Origin of the sequence: Ruania alba, assembly GCF_900105765.1 — a bacterium.
GTDB lineage: Bacteria > Actinomycetota > Actinomycetes > Actinomycetales > Beutenbergiaceae > Ruania > Ruania alba.
Map to the genome: position 1 here is coordinate 169787 of NZ_FNTX01000001.1, position 15132 is coordinate 184918.

Below are 15132 nucleotides of genomic sequence, written 5' to 3' on the forward strand. Positions count from 1 at the left end.
ATCTTTGCTCTGCGGTCGCCGACGCAGCGGGAAGGATCGTCTCCACCATTGTCAATTCGCCGCGCTGACCATGACGCGGAACGCCCTCGACGTCTTGGACTGGATGGTCTCGATCGCATATCAGTTCTCCTTCGTGGGATCAGCTGTCGAGTCCCACGGGGACTCTGCTCACAACGCGCCTGATTTCGAGTCGACCTGGCGCGGAATCCGGTGACTGCGTGAATCTGAACTGCCAGTTGCGGGCCTCGTCGACCTTCCTGTGCGTGCCCACGGTGGTTGCTCTCTCCGGTCAGCCGTTCGTGGGCACATGAACTCCTACACTCCGCTCAGCGCATCCCAGGGTCCTTGGACGCATGGTCGGCAGCACCATGAACCATGAGGGGTGGAGCGCTCCGGTACTGCTCTGTCGCGTTCAGGGCAGATGACGTGTCGTTGCGTCATCGTAAGGAATGTCGCCCGTCGTGGTCAAGGGGTGCGGTAAGCAGCGGCGACAGTCGGTGCAATCTGGCCGCTCACCCGGAAGCCCTGCTGGATGGTCACTCGGGAGGTTGCGTGTGACACGCGTTCCCGGAGGAACGGTGATCTGCCAGCTACCATCAATCGAATGGCTACCCAGAAGGAAATCGCGCGTCTTGCCGGCGTCTCGGTGTCGGCCGTCTCGGCAGTGCTCAACGGCACGACGCACACTCGGATGAGCGATGCGACACGGGAGCGCATCGAAGAAGCGATCGCCGAGGTGGGGTACGTCCCTAACGACGCGGCCCGAGCCCTGCGGCGTCAGCAGGCCGGCACGATCGCCGTGGTGGTCGAGAAGTTGGAGAATCCGGCCTACAAGGAGTTGTTCCACGGAATCTATGAAGCGGCTGAGGCCCGAGGTTGGGCCGTGGTGCTGGGCGACATCGTCTGGATGCGTTCCGGCAGCCACTTCCTCGCCCGGTTGCTGGGCCGAGGTTCGATCGACGCCATTGTGCTCCGGCAGGATCGGCTCATCGACGAGGAAGTGCTGGCGCACCTGCGCGCCCGGCCCACGCCGGTCGTCCTGGTGGAGCGGCAGGCTGATCCGCACGACTCATGGATCTCAGTGGACGATCTGGCGGCGGGGCGAGTGGCGACCGAGCACCTCATCGAGCTCGGTCACACCGAGATCGCCTTCGTGGGTGGCGAGGGGCAGCCCTCAGCCGTGCGTGGTGAGGGCTACGCCACTGCGATGAGGGACGCGGGTCTGGTGCCGTCGGCGCCCGTCGTGACCGGCTTCGGCCCCGAGTCTGGTGCGCGCGGGCTGGACGCGCTCCGCTCCCAGGGGGAGTTGCCGACAGCTGTCGTGGTGGCGAACGTGATGTCCGCCGTCGGTCTCCTCGCGGCTGCCGCAGATGCCGGTATCGACGTGCCCGGCCGGCTCTCCGTCGTCGGGATTCACGATGCCGACATCGCCGATGTGGTCCGGCCGTCGTTGACCACGATCCGGCTACCGATGCGTGCGCTCGGTGTCCGGGCGGTCGAGCAGGTCTCGGCCCTGCTCTCCGGAGCTCCCACCGAGCTAGGGGTGCTCGCGGACCCGCCCCCCGAGGTCATCGCGCGCAACAGCACCGCGCCGCCTGGCAGCGGAACGTCGTCGTCGCCTCGCACGTCCTCAGTGGTGTCGTGATCAACTTGTGACACAACGTCGCGTCTTCTGTCTTGACCCTCCCGAGTTTTGTCGTCTACGTTGACGCAACGACACGTCAACGAGGAGATGTCCGCCATGACTCAGAACCGCCCCCTCTTCCTGCCGGACCGGCGAACCTTCATCGCCGGCATCGGTGCCACCGGCCTCGCTGCCGTCGTGGGATGCAGTGCCGACGGCGAGAACGACGGCATGCCCCAGGCGGACAAAGGACCAGAATCGCCTGACCTGGCAGAACTCGTCGAGTCGGGTGAGCTGCCTCCCGTCGAGGAGCGGCTTCCGGCCACCCCACTCGTCGTCGAGACCGTCGAGAGCACCGGCGTCTACGGCGGTCGCCTGAACACCGTCGTCCTCGGCCAGACAGACATGCCCTACGTCAAGATGACGATGGGCTACGAGGGCCTGATGCGGTGGACGCCGGACTGGTCGGAGACGATCCCGAACGTCGCCGAGTCCGTCGAGACCTCCGACGACGCCTCAACCTTCACGTTCCACCTGCGCGAGGGAATGCGATGGTCGGACGGCGAGCCCTTCACCGCTGAGGATGTGGCCTTCGCCGCCAACGACGTGGTGCTCAACGAGGACTTCGCGGGCGCGGTGTCGTCGGAGTTCCTGTCCAACGCCGACGGCAATGCGACCGTTGAGGCGGTGGATGAGCTGACCGTGCGCTTCACCTTCCCCTCCCCGAACCCGATGTTCCTTCAAGAGATGTCCACTCTCGCCAATGCGGAGGCACTCACTGGACATCCGAAGCACTATCTGTCGCAGTTCCACCTGGCGTACAACGACGACGCGGAGGCCGAGGCGTCCTCTGCCGGCTTCGAGCACTGGGTCGACCACTACATCGCTCGGTTCGAGTGGTGGGACAACCCCGACGTCCCCACGGTGAACGGATGGGTGGTGACCCATACCCTGGCCGATGACAACGAGGTCGTGGCCGAGCGCAACCCGTACTACTGGAAGGTCGACCCCGACGGAAGCCAGTTGCCGTACCTGAATACCATCCGGCATGAACTGGTCGGCGACGAGGAAGTCATGCTCGTCAAGGCGACCGAGGGTGATCTCGATCTGGTCACACGCCACATCAACAGTCTCGGCAACAAGCCGGTCCTCGCCGACGGGCGCGAGGAAGGCGGCTACGAGTTCATCGATCTGCAGACGAGCTTCATGAACGAGATGGTGATCTCGCTCAACCTCAACCACCAGGATCCGATCAAGCGCGAGATCTTCCAGAACAAGGACTTCCGCATCGGCCTGTCGCACGCGATCAACCGCGACGAGCTGAACACGGCAGTGTTCCAGGACCAGGGCGAGGCCTGGCAGGCAGCACCCAACGCCGACTCCATCTACTACGACGAGGAGATGGCGAAGCAGTACACCGAGTTCGACACCGATCTGGCGAACCAGACCCTCGACGACGCCGGGTACTCCGAGCGCGACTCCGAAGGCTTCCGTCTCGGCCCCGACGGTGAGCGGATCCGCATCACCGTCCTGATCGCCTCTCCGGGACCCACGCCCTACATGGTCGATGCGATGGAGCTCGTCGCCGGGTACTGGAACGAGGTCGGCATCGACACACGCGCCGAGCCGGTGGACCGGTCCCTGTTCCAGGAGCGGACCGTCGCGAGCGAGCATGACGCGGGCGTGTGGAACGGCACCGGAGGATTCCGCGACGAGGTGCTCGCACCGCTGTACTACCTGCCCTCCCGCACCTCGATCGTCGCGTGGGCCGTCGAATGGGCGGTGTACTTCGGCAGCCGCGGCGAGGAGGGTGAGACCCCGCCAGAAGCTCCGCTGCGCCAAATGGAGCTGTACTGGGAGATGGAGTCCGAGCCGGACGAGGCCCGGCGCGAGGAACTCTTCCGGGAGGTCCTGCAGATCGCCAAGGACGAGTTCTACACGATCGGCACGGTGCGGATCCCACTCGGTTACGGCACCGTGGCCAATCGCCTGAAGAACGTGCCGGAGATGTTCCCGACGGCGTACCGGTACGGCGACCCAGCCCCGACGAACGTGTCCCAGTACTTCATCGGGGCTGACCCCACATCCTGTCCACGGGCGGTGCCGGCACAACTCGGCACCGCCCGCGGCGTGGACGACCTGAGAGAAGGGTGAAAGAACCCGATGGTGCAGTTCTTGATCCGGCGGATCCTCTACATGATCCCCACACTGTTCCTGATCTCGATCCTCGTGTTCGTGATCATCCAGTTGCCGCCGGGCGACTACCTGAGCACCCTGATCGTGCAGATGGAGGAGAGCGGTGAGAGCGTCGACCAGGCACAGATCGACTACCTGCGTGAGCGGTACGGGCTCGACCAGCCCATCTGGGTGCAGTACTGGCAGTGGATCACCGGCATCATCTTCCACCTCGACTTTGGCCATTCCTTCGAGTGGGGGCGCGAGGTCTCCGCGCTGATCGCTGATCGGCTGCCGCTGACGATCGGAATCTCGCTCGTCACGGTGGTGTTCACGTGGGCGATGGCACTGCCCATCGGGATCTATTCGGCCGTCAAGCAGTACTCGGCCGGCGATTATGTGTTCACGACCATCGGATTCCTGGGCGTCGCGACGCCGAACTTCCTGCTCGCGCTGATCATGATGTGGGCAGCCGCCGGTATGGGGATGAGCGTGGGCAGTGCGTCTCCCGCGATGCTCGTCGTCGCGGTCATCGTGCTCGGGACAGCCGGCACCGCTGGGCTCATTCGCGTCATGCGTGCGAACCTCCTCGACGAGTTGAAAAAACCGTATGTGGTGGCGGCCAGGGCGCGCGGCATCCCGCAACGCCGGCGCCTGATCAAGTATCCGGTGCGCGTGGCCCTGAACCCGTTCGTCTCGTCGATCGGATGGCTGCTGCCCACGTTGATCTCCGGCGAGGTGATCGTCTCCACGGTGATGAACCTGGACACCACCGGCCCGCTGCTGCTGCAGTCGCTGCGCGGTCAGGATATGTACCTGGCGGGATCAATCATCCTCATCTCCGCCGTGTTCACCGTCATCGGAACGCTGCTGTCGGACCTTGCGCTGGCGTGGCTCGATCCGCGAATCCGGATCAACTGAGGGAGCGAGATAGATGCCACCGGACAGCTCGACCGCGCTGCTCGACAGCGAGACGCAGGACCAGGCCGCGACGAAGGACGCCGTCGCCTCCCGCTGGCGCCTGGTGTGGCGGCGATTCCGTAAGCACAAACTCGCCATGGTGGGCCTGATCGTCACCATCGGCGTGTACGTCGTGGCGGTCTTCGGGGCGATGATCGCCCCGTACGGCAGCAGCCAGCTCGACGCCGACTACACCTACGCACCGCCGCAGCAGTTGCACATCGTCGACGCCTCGGGCGACTCCTGGGACTGGGGCCTGTACGTGCACGGGTACACGATGGAGCGCGACCCCGAGACGCTCGAGCAGGAGTTCACGACCGACCCTGACAACAAGGTGCCGGTGGGCCTCTTCGTCCAAGGAGATGAGTATGAGCTGTTCGGCCTGATCCCCTGGGATCGCCACCTGATCGGTCCGGTCGACAGCGACACGCCGATGTACCTGCTCGGCGCCGATCAGCTCGGGCGCGATCAGCTCTCCCGCATCATCCATGGCACCGCGATCTCGATGTCGGTCGGCCTGGTCGGTGTCGGGATGGGCTTCGTGCTCGGCATCCTGCTCGGAGGCATCTCGGGATACTTCGGCGGCAGGGTCGACACGATCATCCAGCGTGCTGTGGAACTGTTCATGTCGCTGCCCACCCTGCCGCTCTGGCTCGGACTCGCGGCGGCTGTCCCCCGGGAGTGGGACAGCGTCCAGAGATACTTCGCGATCACTCTCGTCCTGTCGCTCGTGGCGTGGACCAGCCTGGCCAGAGACGTTCGAGGCAGGTTCCTGGCGTTGCGCGAGGAGGACTTCGTCACGTCTGCACGGCTGGACGGTACGAAGGAACCGCGGATCATCTTCGGCCACATCCTGCCCTCGTTCACCAGCCACCTGATCGCGACGCTGACCCTGGCGATCCCGACGATGATCCTCGCTGAGACCGCCCTGTCGTTCCTCGGCCTCGGGCTTCAGCCACCGACCGTGTCATGGGGTGTGCTGTTGCAGGAGGCGCAGAACATCCGCGTGATCTCGACGGCCCCATGGCTGCTGCTGCCAGGTGTCGCCGTCGTGGTCGCGGTCCTCGCGATGAACTTCCTCGGTGACGGCCTGCGCGATGCCGCCGACCCCTACAAGCACTGACAAGGGAACGCCCATGACTTCCACCACCCGAGCGGACCAGCCCGCCGTATCCGAGGGTGCTCGTGCCGCAGGAGAACCGAGCGGCGAACGCGAAGCCGTTCTCACCATCCGCGACCTCAAGACGCAGTACCGGACCGACGAAGGCACCGTGAAGGCGGTCGACGGCGTCGATCTGACCGCCTATCGGGGACGGACCACCTGCGTGGTCGGCGAGTCGGGCTGCGGCAAGTCCGTGACGGCGCGCTCGATCCTGCAACTGATCGACCACCCGGGCAAGATCACCGACGGGCGCATCATGTGGCAGCCGGACCCCACCGTCGGGGCCATCGACCTGACGTCGCTGCCCGAGGACGGCGAGCGCCTGCGGCGCGTGCGCGGCGGTGAGATCGGCATGGTCTTCCAGGAGCCGATGGCCTCCCTGTCGCCGATGTACACGGTCGGGGATCAGCTGACGGAGACGATCCTCCTGCACACCGACCTCAACGAGGCCGATGCGAAGGACCGCGCCATCCATGAGCTGAAGCGGGTAGGCATTCCGCAGCCGGAGCGGCGATTCGACAACTACCCGTTCCAGATGTCGGGGGGCATGTGTCAGCGCGTGATGATCGCGCTCGCGCTCTCGTGCGAGCCCTCGCTGCTGATCGCCGACGAACCGACCACTGCGCTCGACGTCACCACGCAGGCACGCATCCTCGACCTGCTCCGCGAGCTGCAGGCCGAGACCGGGATGTCGATGCTGTTCATCACCCACGATCTCGGGGTCGTGGCGGAGATCGCCGACGACGTGTCGGTGATGTACCTCGGCAAGGTCGTCGAGAAGGCGGGCGTGAACGAGCTCTTCGAGAACCCGCAGCATCCCTACACCCAAGCCCTGCTGGAGTCGATCCCGAGCCGGGACCACGAGGGCCAGAAACTTGAACGGCTGCGGGCGATCAGCGGAACGGTGCCGCACCCCGCCAACCGCCCGGATGGCTGTTCCTTCCATCCGCGCTGTCCGCACGCGATGGCGGGGACCTGCGACGTCGACGAGCCTCCGGCGCTCGATCTCGGTGGGGGCCGGATCGCCCCCTGTCACCTGCACGACCCGGAGGCAACCGGGAGCGGCCGGCCGTTGCCGATGCTGCCGGTCCCGCCCGTCCCGGAAGCCCGAGAGGCCCCGAAAGTCCGGGAAGTCCGGGAAGAAGCCCCGCGCCCGAGAGCAAGCAGCCGATGCTGAGCGTGCGAGATCTCTCGGTCGAGTTCCCGATCCGCAAGGGCTTCTGGAAGCGCACGGTCGGGCATGTCGGTGCCGTCAGCAGCGTGGATCTCGACATCTACCCCGGCGAGACTCTCGGACTCGTCGGCGAATCAGGCTGCGGGAAGACCACACTCGGCCGCAGCATCGTCCGGGCACTGGAGCCCACACGCGGATCGATCGTCTACCGCGCCCCCGGCTCCGACCGTGAGGTCGACCTCGCCGCCCTCGGTAGCCGTGAGCTGCGGCCCTACCGCAGCGACGTACGGATGATCTTCCAAGATCCCTTCACCTCGCTCAACCCGCGCAAGACGTTGCTACAGCTCATCGGTGAACCGCTCCAGCGCGCCGGGGCCCGCAACCGGCCGCCGTCCGGAAAGGACGTGGCCGACAGCACCATCCAGGACCAGGTGGCCGACATGCTGGCGAAAGTCGGTCTGCGGCCCGAGTACATGCGGCGCTACCCGCACGCCTTCTCCGGTGGGCAGCGTCAGCGCATCAACATCGCCCGGGCGCTCATCACCCGCCCCAGTCTGGTGGTCGCGGACGAAGCGGTCTCCGCCCTCGACGTCTCGGTGCGTGCGCAGATCCTGAACCTGCTGAAGGATCTGCAGGAGGAGTTCGAGCTCACCTACCTGTTCATCTCGCACGACCTGTCCGTCGTCGAGCATGTCTGCGATCGCGTCGCCGTCATGTACCTCGGCGAGGTGGTCGAGCAGGCGGATGCCGACTCGCTCTTCGATCAGCCGAGGCACCCGTACACCGAGGCCTTGCTCTCGGCTGTGCCCCAGCCCGACCCGCGCCAGCGCGGCGGCAGCAGACGTATCCGGCTGCCCGACGACCTGCCCGACCCGACCGACCCACCGGCGGGGTGCCGCTTCCACACGCGCTGCCGATTCGCGGTGGAGGGACTGTGCGACAGAGCTGATGCACCGCCAGTGCTTCAGGAGGAGTCAGGACACGCGGTCGCGTGTGTGCGCTCCGAGGAGATCCAGCTGCAGGGCCGTCACTGATGCCCCTTACCCGAAAGGAAGAGACCGATATGACGATCCAGGACCCTGGACCGGGCCGTACCGTACTGCTGCGGGCGGGATGGCAAGTGGACAACGTGGGCGACGTCGCTCACGTGCCAGGAGCGATCCGTGCCCTGCAGGAATACGGCGGGGCTGAGGTGATCGTCTGGGCCTTGGACTTCGGTGCACGGGAGAAGCGGTTGCTGGCCACGATCTACCCCCAGGTGCAGATCGTCGAGGGGGCGGTGGCCGAGAACGGCGCGCCCACGGATCCGGACGTGCTCGCGGCATGGGAGCGGGCGGACATCCTCGTGCACGGCCCTGGTGCATCGCCCATGCTGGGCAACGAGATCGACGGCTGGGTCGCCCACACCGGCAAGCCGTACGGTTACTTCGGCGTCACCGCGGACCCGGTGTGCCCGCCCACCTGGGCGACCCTCGCCGAGATCGATCAGATGATCGACTCGCTCCTCGAGGACTACATGAGCGAGGAGATGCGCACGCGCCTGGAGGGAGCCGAGTTCTTCTACACCCGCGACTCGCTCAGCCTGAAGTACCTGCGCAGTCAGAAGCTGCAGGGCGTCAGGCTCGAGTTCGGCCCGGACGCGACATTCGCGTTCACGCACCGCGACGACGAGGCGGCCGAGGAGTTCCTGGCGCACTTCGGGTTCACCTCACGACAGTTCGGGTGCTTCGTCCCGCGCCTGCGCTACGCCCCCTACCCGCAGATCAAGGGTCGGCACCCCACGCCCGAGCAGCAGCGCCGGGCCGGCCTGAACGAGCTGACGTGGCGCGAGGACCTCGACGCATTCGCCGCCGTCGTCACCGAGTGGGTGCGCACGACCGGCACCCCGGCGGCAGTCGTGCCCGAGATGAGCTATGTGCACACGTACGCCCTCGCGCATCTGCCTGAGCGGCTGCCGGAGGACGTGCGTGACCAGGTGCACATCCTGGATCGCTACTGGCCGCTCGAGGAGATGTCCGGTGTGTACGCCCGTGCCGCCGTCGTAGTGAGCATGGATTGTCACTCGCCGATCATCGCCGCCGCGCAGGGAACGCCGGCCGTCTACCTGCGCCTGCCCGCCGAGACGGCGAAGGGCAACATGTATGCCGACCTCGGCTACCCGGAGATGGTGGTGGAGATCGGCGACGCGCCGCGTGCAGCGGAGCTCGCCATTGCCGCCTACCGGGACCGGGACGCGGCTGCGCACCGGGCGGCCACGATGGTCGAGACCGCGAACAGCCGGCTGCGGGAGATGGCTGCCGCCGTCGCTCCCCGCGCTCCTGCGCTCACCTGAACCTCGACGCGCCCGGTCAGGCCCTCTCAGGTCAGCCGGCCGCCGTCGAGAAATCGTTCCAACCGCTCCCGGTAGGGAGCCGGGTCCATTCCTTGGCCGGCGAGCCAGGTGGGGTCGTAGTAGGTGGAGCCGTACAGGTCGCCGGAGTCGCAGATGAGGCTGACGATGCTGCCTGGTTCGCCGGCGTCGCGCATCTGTTCCACCAGCGACCACACGCCCCACAGGCAGGTGCCGGTGGACGCCCCAGCGCGCCGGCGGAACACCTCGTCCAGGTGGTGCATGGCAGCGACGCTGGCCGCGTCGGGTACCGGGATCATCGTGTCGATCACTGAGGGGACGAAGCTGGCCTCCATGCGGGGCCGGCCGATGCCTTCGATCCGGGAGGGCATCCCGGTGGTGTAGTCCGAGACGTCGTCGCACCACCCCGGGTAGTAGGCGGAGTTCTCCGGGTCGACCACGGCCAGCCTGGTCGGGAAACGGCGGTAGCGCAGATAGCGGCCGATCGTCGACGACGTCCCACCGGTTCCCGCAGCCGCCACCACCCAGGTGGGCACCGGATGCCGTTCGGCGCTCATCTGCTCGAAGATCGACTCGGCGATGTTGTTGTTGCCGCGCCAGTCGGTGGCGCGCTCGGCGTAGGTGAACTGATCCAGATAGCACCCGCCGGTCTCCTCGGCGAGCCGTTCGGCTTCAGCGTAGATGTCGGGGGCGGCGTCCACGTAGTGGCAGCGCCCGCCGTAGGCCTCGATCCGCGTCACCTTGGTGTGCGACGTGGTGCGGGGCATCACGGCGATGTAGTCGAGGCCGAGCATCCGTGCGAAGTAGGCCTCGGAGACGGCGGTGTTCCCGCTGGTCGCTTCGATCACCGTGGTGTGCTCGGTGAGCCAGCCGTTCGCGAGCGCGTACAGGAACAGCGAGCGGGCCAGCCGGTGCTTCAGGCTGCCGGTCGGGTGGACCGACTCGTCCTTGAGGTAGACATCGATGCCCCAGTCCAGCGGAAGTGGGAGCTGGTGCAGGTGGGTGTCGGCCGATCGCTGCGCATCGGCCTGGACTTTGCGGATCGCCTCGTCGCACCAGGCGCGGTCGGCGGAACGGTGGTGAGATGCGCGCACGCCGCTCAGTCTCTCAGGTCATGGGCAGGTGGGCCTTGCGCGTGGCGAATCGGCGCGCTCCGCGCGCCTGGTGGGTGTGCCTGCCCGACGGCGCAGGTTCCGGTGGGAGCCAGCGTTGCGGGTGCCAGGGGGTGCCGGTGAGCGGGGTCATGCGTTCTCCTTCGGTTGGTGGCTCAGGGCGGCCTCGTCGGCCGCTCGAACCAGGGGCGGTGTGACGGTGTGCAGGACGTAGATCGAGAAAGCGATGCAGATGGCAGCGGCACCCACGAACACTGACGGCAGGCCGGCCATCTCTCCCACGGCGCCGCCGAGGACGGCGCCGAGCGGCATCGTGCCGTAGGCGACTGTGGCGGAGGCTCCGCCGATGCGACCGAGCATCGCGTCAGGGACGAGTCGTTGGCGCATCGATCGGCTCACCACATTGCCGACGGTGTTGGTGGCTCCGATCAGGACGAAGCTCGCTGCCACGGCCCACGGGTTCGGTAGCAGCACCGGGAACAGCAGCAGAGTTGAGTTCACCAGCCAGTTCACGCCGATCAGGCGCGCCTCGGAGAACCGGCGAAGCAACGCCTCCGCCGCGACCGAGCCGGCGACGGCACCGGCGGCGATCGCCGTAGAGATCAGACCGAACTGGGCTGGGTCCAAGCCGATCGCGGAATCCGGTCCCACGGCCCAGAGCACGAAGACGGCGAAGTAGCCGGTGTTCGCGAAGTTGAGGGCGGCCCCACCGATCAGGATGGGGCGCAGCACCGGATGTGTGGCCAGGAAGGTCAGGCCGTCCCGAACCTCAGTGCGTACTGCGGGAGGCCGGGCCGCGCCGTCGGTGCTCTTCACTGGCTGGGCGCGGTAGGGACCACGCAGCCCGGCGGCCACGGTGATCAGGGTCAGCACGCACAGCAGTCCCGGTACCCCGAATGCCCAGGCAGCCCCGATCGAGGCGAGCAACCCGCCGAGCGGTGCGCCGAGGAATCCGTTCGCGACCTGCTGGGCACCGAGCAGACGACTGTTGGCGGCGCCCAGCCGGGACCGCGGGGTGACGGCGGGGATCATCGTGCTCGCCGAGCCATCGGCGAAGACTTCCGCGCACCCGAACGCGAGCAGGGCGACCAGCAGGGCGGGCATGCTCAGAGCCCCCGCCCAGGCAGTGCCGACCAGACTCGCCAGCACGGCGATCCGCACCGCCGTCGCGATCAGGAAGATCCGGCGCCGGTCGCCGCGGTCGATCAGGACCCCCGAGTACAGGCCGAGGAGCAACCACGGGAGCCAGGTAGCGGCAGGCAGGAGTGAGATCAGTAGCGGTGACGTGGTCAGGGTGAGCGCGAGCAACGGTGTGGCGACCATCAGGACGCCGTCGGCCAGGTTCGAGAAGGACGTGGCGCCGAACAGGGCCCAGAATCGCCGCCCGAGCGGTGCGGCGAGGGGTGCGTGCGCCATGAGGTGCTCCCGGTAGTCTGTTGCAGAGGAATCTATGCAGAGAAAGTTTTGCAGAGAAATGTCTGCATGTCTAGAGGGAGAGTGAATCGCCCATGCCTGAACGGGAAACGCCGCTGGACCACGCCGCGATGAAGGCGTTCGCCCATCCGCTCCGGATCCGGATGTTCTCCTACCTCACCGACCACGGCGCAGCCACAGCGACCCAGCTGGCCGAACACTTGGGGGAGAGCAGCGCGCAGACCAGCTATCACCTGCGCCAGCTCGCCCGGCACGGTCTGGTCGAGGAGGACGCCGATCGCGGGACCGGCCGGGAGCGCTGGTGGCAGGCGGCGTCCTTCAGCATCCCGGGCACTGAGGCGCGCAAGGATCCTGCATTGCGCTCATTGGCCGGGACCGTGCTCTCCGGCCTGCTCGAGCAGCGTGTGCACGCGCTGCGGACCTGGTTCGAGGACACCGACACGCCCACGTCGTGGGTGGAGGCGAGCCTGCAGCAGTCCACCACAGCGTCCTTGACGCTGGCGGAGTTCGCGGCGATGAACGACGCGGTCCAGAAGGTGCTGGAGGAGCACACCAGCCAGGCGCGTCGTCGCCGGGACGAGGGGGGCCACAGGGAGCTCGACGAGCGCCGCGTGCGGATGTACTACGACGCCTTCCCGCTGCCGGTGACCGACTGAGTGGCGTGCCGTCGGGGCTGCGACCTCAGCGGTTGGCGATCCAGGCGCTCGGGTCGGCGATCACCGAGTCCAGGGCGGCCCGGGCGGCGCCGGTCAGGGCCGGGTGGGTGATCGTGGCGGCCGTCCGCAGGTGTGGCGGCGCCCAGCGGGCTGACAGTACCCGGGACTGCAGCTCGGACTCGACCCTGGGTCGGAGATGGTCGGTGAGCCGGGCCAGGGTGTTTCCCAGCACGATCTCGGGGATGTCCACCAAGTTCACGAAGGAGGCGAGGGCTGCGCCGAGGGCGGCGGCTGCCGTGTCGATCGCACGGCGAGCGTCCGGGTGTCCTGCGGCGACGCGATCGACGAGGCGGTCGATCCCGCTCCCCTCGGGCAAGCCTGCAGCGGCCACCATCGCATCGGTGCCTGCGAATGTCTCGAGGCAACCAGTGGCGCCACAACGGCAACGGGGCCCGGTCGGGTCCACGCTCACGTGACCCAGCTCGCCGCTGAAGCCGTGCAGCCCGGTGAAGAACACACCGTCTCGCACGATGGCAGCGCCGATCCCGACCTCGCCGGAGACGTACAGGAAGGAGTCGCCGGGCCCGGCGGTCAGCTCGGCGAGCGCGGCGAAGCGGGCCTCGTTGCCCAAAGTGAGGGGGAGGTGTGCCAGCTCTGCGGCAGCGCCCATGAGCACGTCGCCGGGAGTCAGGTCCTGCCAGCCGAGGTTGGGTGCCGTGAGCAGCTCTGCATCACGCACCAGGCCGGGCAGGGCCAAGCCGGTCCCGGCGACGCGGACCTGGGGGGCGCGCTCGATCAGGTCGCGGCCCAGGTGGGCCACCTGGGTCAGGGTGGCCGCCGGGTCGGCGCCGCGGTAGTCGCCCGGTTCGATCTGTTCGGCCACGACGTCGCCGGCGAGATCGACCAGGCGGGCTCCGATGAAGTCGATGTTCACCTCGAGCCCGAGCCCGGCGATCGTGCCGCGCGCCGGGCGCAACGGGGTGGCCGGCCGGCCCGCGCCGGCAGTGACCGGCTCGTCCTCGACCAGGAGGGTGCCTGCGACCAGCTCGGCGACCAGGCGGGAGACGGTCGCCCTGTTCAGCCCCGTGACGGCCGCCACGTCGGCGCGCGACGGCGGGGTGTCGGCCAGGAGGACGGTGCGCGCCACGAGGGCGAGGTTGTGCTCGCGCAGAGTCTCCTGCCGTGCAGGGCGCCCGGGGCGATCCAAGTGCCGGTCCATGCCTTGACCCTAGCCGAGAGTCCGCATAAGTTGTACCGTACAACAAACAGTCTCCCCCTCACCTTGCAAGGAGCCCGCGATGGTGCGCACCCCAACCCCGGACGACAAGTTCTCCTTCGGTCTGTGGACCGTCGGATGGGCGGCCCAGGACCAGTTCGGTCAGGCCACCCGCCCCGCCCTGGACCCCACCGAGTACCTTCCCCACCTCGCCGAGGCCGGCGCCTGGGGCGTGACCTTCCACGACGACGACGTGGTGCCCTTCGGTGCCGACGACGCCACTCGCGAGAAGGGCTTCGCCGACTTCAAGAAGGCCGCCGACGCGGCCGGACTTACCATCGAGATGGTCACCACGAACCTGTTCTCCCACCCGGTCTTCAAGGACGGCGGCTTCACCGCGAACGATCGCTCCGTGCGCCGGTTCGGCCTGCGCAAGGTGATCCGGAACGTCGACCTCGCCGCCTCACTCGGTGCCACCACCTTCGTGATGTGGGGTGGCCGTGAGGGGAGCGAGTACGACGGCGCCAAGGACGTCAACGCCGCCCTCGACCGCTACCGCGAGGGCGTCGACACCGTCGCCGCCTACATCAAGGAGCAGGGCTACGACCTCAAGATCGCCCTGGAGCCCAAGCCGAACGAGCCCCGTGGGGACATCCTGCTGCCGACCGTCGGCCACGCACTGGGCTTCATCGCCGAGCTCGAGCACGGCGACATCGTGGGCCTCAACCCCGAGACCGGGCACGAGCAGATGGCCGGCCTCAACTACACGCACGGCATTGCCCAGGCGCTGTGGGCCGACAAGCTCTTCCACATCGACCTGAACGGTCAGCGGTCCATCAAGTACGACCAGGACCTCGTGTTCGGGCACGGCGACCTGCTCTCGGCCTTCTTCACGGTGGATCTGATCGAGAACGGGTTCCCCGGCGGTGGCCCGACCTACGACGGCCCGCGCCACTTCGACTACAAGCCGTCGCGCACCGAGGGCTTCGAGGGGGTGTGGGACTCGGCTCGCGCGAACATGGAGACCTACCTGCTGCTGGCGGAGAAGGCCAGGGCTTATCGTGCCGACCCCGAGGTGCAGGAGGCCCTGGAGTCCTCTGGCGTGCTCGAGCTCTCGCAGCCCACGCTCGGCGAGGGGGAGAGCCTGAGCGACCTGCTCGCCGACCGCGCGGCCTTCGAGGACTTCGACGCCGACACCGTGGGTGAGCGCAACGCGGGCTTCGTTCACCTGAACCAGTTGGCCATCCGGCACCTGATCGGGTGAACTAG

The 15132-nt window shown here is 67.5% G+C and carries 13 protein-coding genes; 9 read left to right on the forward strand and 4 right to left on the reverse strand.

The window, feature by feature from the left end; all coding sequences use genetic code 11:
• Positions 1–604: 604 nt before the first annotated feature.
• The 7 genes from BLU77_RS00690 to BLU77_RS00720 all read left to right on the forward strand — a co-directional run bounded on the left by BLU77_RS00690 (position 605) and on the right by BLU77_RS00720 (position 9427).
• Entirely contained in the window at positions 605–1645 is a 1041-nt protein-coding gene (locus BLU77_RS00690) for a LacI family DNA-binding transcriptional regulator (protein WP_175476887.1), read from the forward strand.
• Between the two features lie 96 nt (positions 1646–1741).
• Positions 1742–3778 (forward strand): ABC transporter substrate-binding protein, encoded by a 2037-nt coding sequence (locus tag BLU77_RS00695; protein WP_175476888.1) that lies wholly within the window; start codon positions 1742–1744, stop codon positions 3776–3778.
• A 9-nt stretch (positions 3779–3787) separates the two neighbouring features.
• Positions 3788–4720, forward strand: a complete 933-nt coding sequence (locus BLU77_RS00700) for an ABC transporter permease (protein WP_089771244.1) — start codon at positions 3788–3790, stop codon at positions 4718–4720.
• Positions 4721–4733: 13 nt separating this feature from the next.
• Positions 4734–5882, forward strand: a complete 1149-nt coding sequence (locus BLU77_RS00705) for an ABC transporter permease (RefSeq protein ID WP_089771245.1) — start codon at positions 4734–4736, stop codon at positions 5880–5882.
• A 13-nt stretch (positions 5883–5895) separates the two neighbouring features.
• The gene (locus BLU77_RS00710) at positions 5896–7098 is read left to right on the forward strand and encodes an ABC transporter ATP-binding protein (RefSeq protein WP_089771246.1); all 1203 of its coding nucleotides are present in this window, start codon (positions 5896–5898) and stop codon (positions 7096–7098) included.
• Positions 7092–8129, forward strand: coding sequence for an ABC transporter ATP-binding protein (locus tag BLU77_RS00715; protein WP_089771247.1), 1038 nt, complete (start codon positions 7092–7094; stop codon positions 8127–8129). Before BLU77_RS00710 ends, BLU77_RS00715 begins: the two co-directional genes overlap by 7 nt.
• A gap of 29 nt (positions 8130–8158) precedes the next feature.
• Positions 8159–9427, forward strand: coding sequence for a polysaccharide pyruvyl transferase family protein (locus tag BLU77_RS00720; protein WP_175476889.1), 1269 nt, complete (start codon positions 8159–8161; stop codon positions 9425–9427).
• A 26-nt stretch (positions 9428–9453) separates the two neighbouring features.
• On the opposite strand, the gene BLU77_RS00725 is transcribed toward BLU77_RS00720, so the two are convergent.
• From BLU77_RS00725 to BLU77_RS00730, 3 genes are read right to left on the reverse strand one after another with little or no spacing between them, the layout of a single operon-like run.
• Entirely contained in the window at positions 9454–10539 is a 1086-nt protein-coding gene (locus BLU77_RS00725) for a PLP-dependent cysteine synthase family protein (RefSeq protein ID WP_217632335.1), read from the reverse strand.
• A 13-nt stretch (positions 10540–10552) separates the two neighbouring features.
• Entirely contained in the window at positions 10553–10690 is a 138-nt protein-coding gene (locus BLU77_RS21925) for a hypothetical protein (RefSeq protein WP_175476890.1), read from the reverse strand.
• On the reverse strand, positions 10687–11973 hold the full coding sequence (locus BLU77_RS00730) for an MFS transporter (RefSeq protein WP_089771250.1): 1287 nt from the start codon (positions 11971–11973) through the stop codon (positions 10687–10689). The genes BLU77_RS21925 and BLU77_RS00730 overlap by 4 nt, the downstream gene beginning before the upstream one ends.
• A 92-nt stretch (positions 11974–12065) precedes the next feature.
• Here BLU77_RS00730 and BLU77_RS00735 point away from each other — a divergent pair, with 92 nt between their 5' ends.
• Entirely contained in the window at positions 12066–12647 is a 582-nt protein-coding gene (locus BLU77_RS00735) for an ArsR/SmtB family transcription factor (protein WP_089771251.1), read from the forward strand.
• Positions 12648–12672: 25 nt separating this feature from the next.
• Here BLU77_RS00735 and BLU77_RS00740 read toward each other — a convergent pair whose 3' ends face one another.
• The gene (locus BLU77_RS00740; protein ID WP_089771252.1) at positions 12673–13866 is read right to left on the reverse strand and encodes an ROK family protein; all 1194 of its coding nucleotides are present in this window, start codon (positions 13864–13866) and stop codon (positions 12673–12675) included.
• 79 nt (positions 13867–13945) lie between these two features.
• Here BLU77_RS00740 and xylA point away from each other — a divergent pair, with 79 nt between their 5' ends.
• The gene (gene xylA / locus BLU77_RS00745; RefSeq protein WP_089771253.1) at positions 13946–15127 is read left to right on the forward strand and encodes a xylose isomerase; all 1182 of its coding nucleotides are present in this window, start codon (positions 13946–13948) and stop codon (positions 15125–15127) included.
• Positions 15128–15132: the final 5 nt, after the last annotated feature.

What these genes read in the sequence shown, in the direction of transcription:
- BLU77_RS00690 (WP_175476887.1), top strand. Translation starts at nt 605, where the DNA reads ATGGCTACCCAGAAGGAAATCGCGCGTCTTGCCGGCGTCTCGGTGTCG.
- BLU77_RS00695 (WP_175476888.1), top strand. Translation starts at nt 1,742, where the DNA reads ATGACTCAGAACCGCCCCCTCTTCCTGCCGGACCGGCGAACCTTCATC.
- BLU77_RS00700 (WP_089771244.1), top strand. Translation starts at nt 3,788, where the DNA reads ATGGTGCAGTTCTTGATCCGGCGGATCCTCTACATGATCCCCACACTG.
- BLU77_RS00705 (WP_089771245.1), top strand. Translation starts at nt 4,734, where the DNA reads ATGCCACCGGACAGCTCGACCGCGCTGCTCGACAGCGAGACGCAGGAC.
- BLU77_RS00710 (WP_089771246.1), top strand. Translation starts at nt 5,896, where the DNA reads ATGACTTCCACCACCCGAGCGGACCAGCCCGCCGTATCCGAGGGTGCT.
- BLU77_RS00715 (WP_089771247.1), top strand. Translation starts at nt 7,092, where the DNA reads ATGCTGAGCGTGCGAGATCTCTCGGTCGAGTTCCCGATCCGCAAGGGC.
- BLU77_RS00720 (WP_175476889.1), top strand. Translation starts at nt 8,159, where the DNA reads ATGACGATCCAGGACCCTGGACCGGGCCGTACCGTACTGCTGCGGGCG.
- BLU77_RS21925 (WP_175476890.1), bottom strand. Translation starts at nt 10,690, where the DNA reads ATGACCCCGCTCACCGGCACCCCCTGGCACCCGCAACGCTGGCTCCCA.
- BLU77_RS00730 (WP_089771250.1), bottom strand. Translation starts at nt 11,973, where the DNA reads ATGGCGCACGCACCCCTCGCCGCACCGCTCGGGCGGCGATTCTGGGCC.
- BLU77_RS00735 (WP_089771251.1), top strand. Translation starts at nt 12,066, where the DNA reads ATGCCTGAACGGGAAACGCCGCTGGACCACGCCGCGATGAAGGCGTTC.
- BLU77_RS00740 (WP_089771252.1), bottom strand. Translation starts at nt 13,866, where the DNA reads ATGGACCGGCACTTGGATCGCCCCGGGCGCCCTGCACGGCAGGAGACT.
- xylA (WP_089771253.1), top strand. Translation starts at nt 13,946, where the DNA reads ATGGTGCGCACCCCAACCCCGGACGACAAGTTCTCCTTCGGTCTGTGG.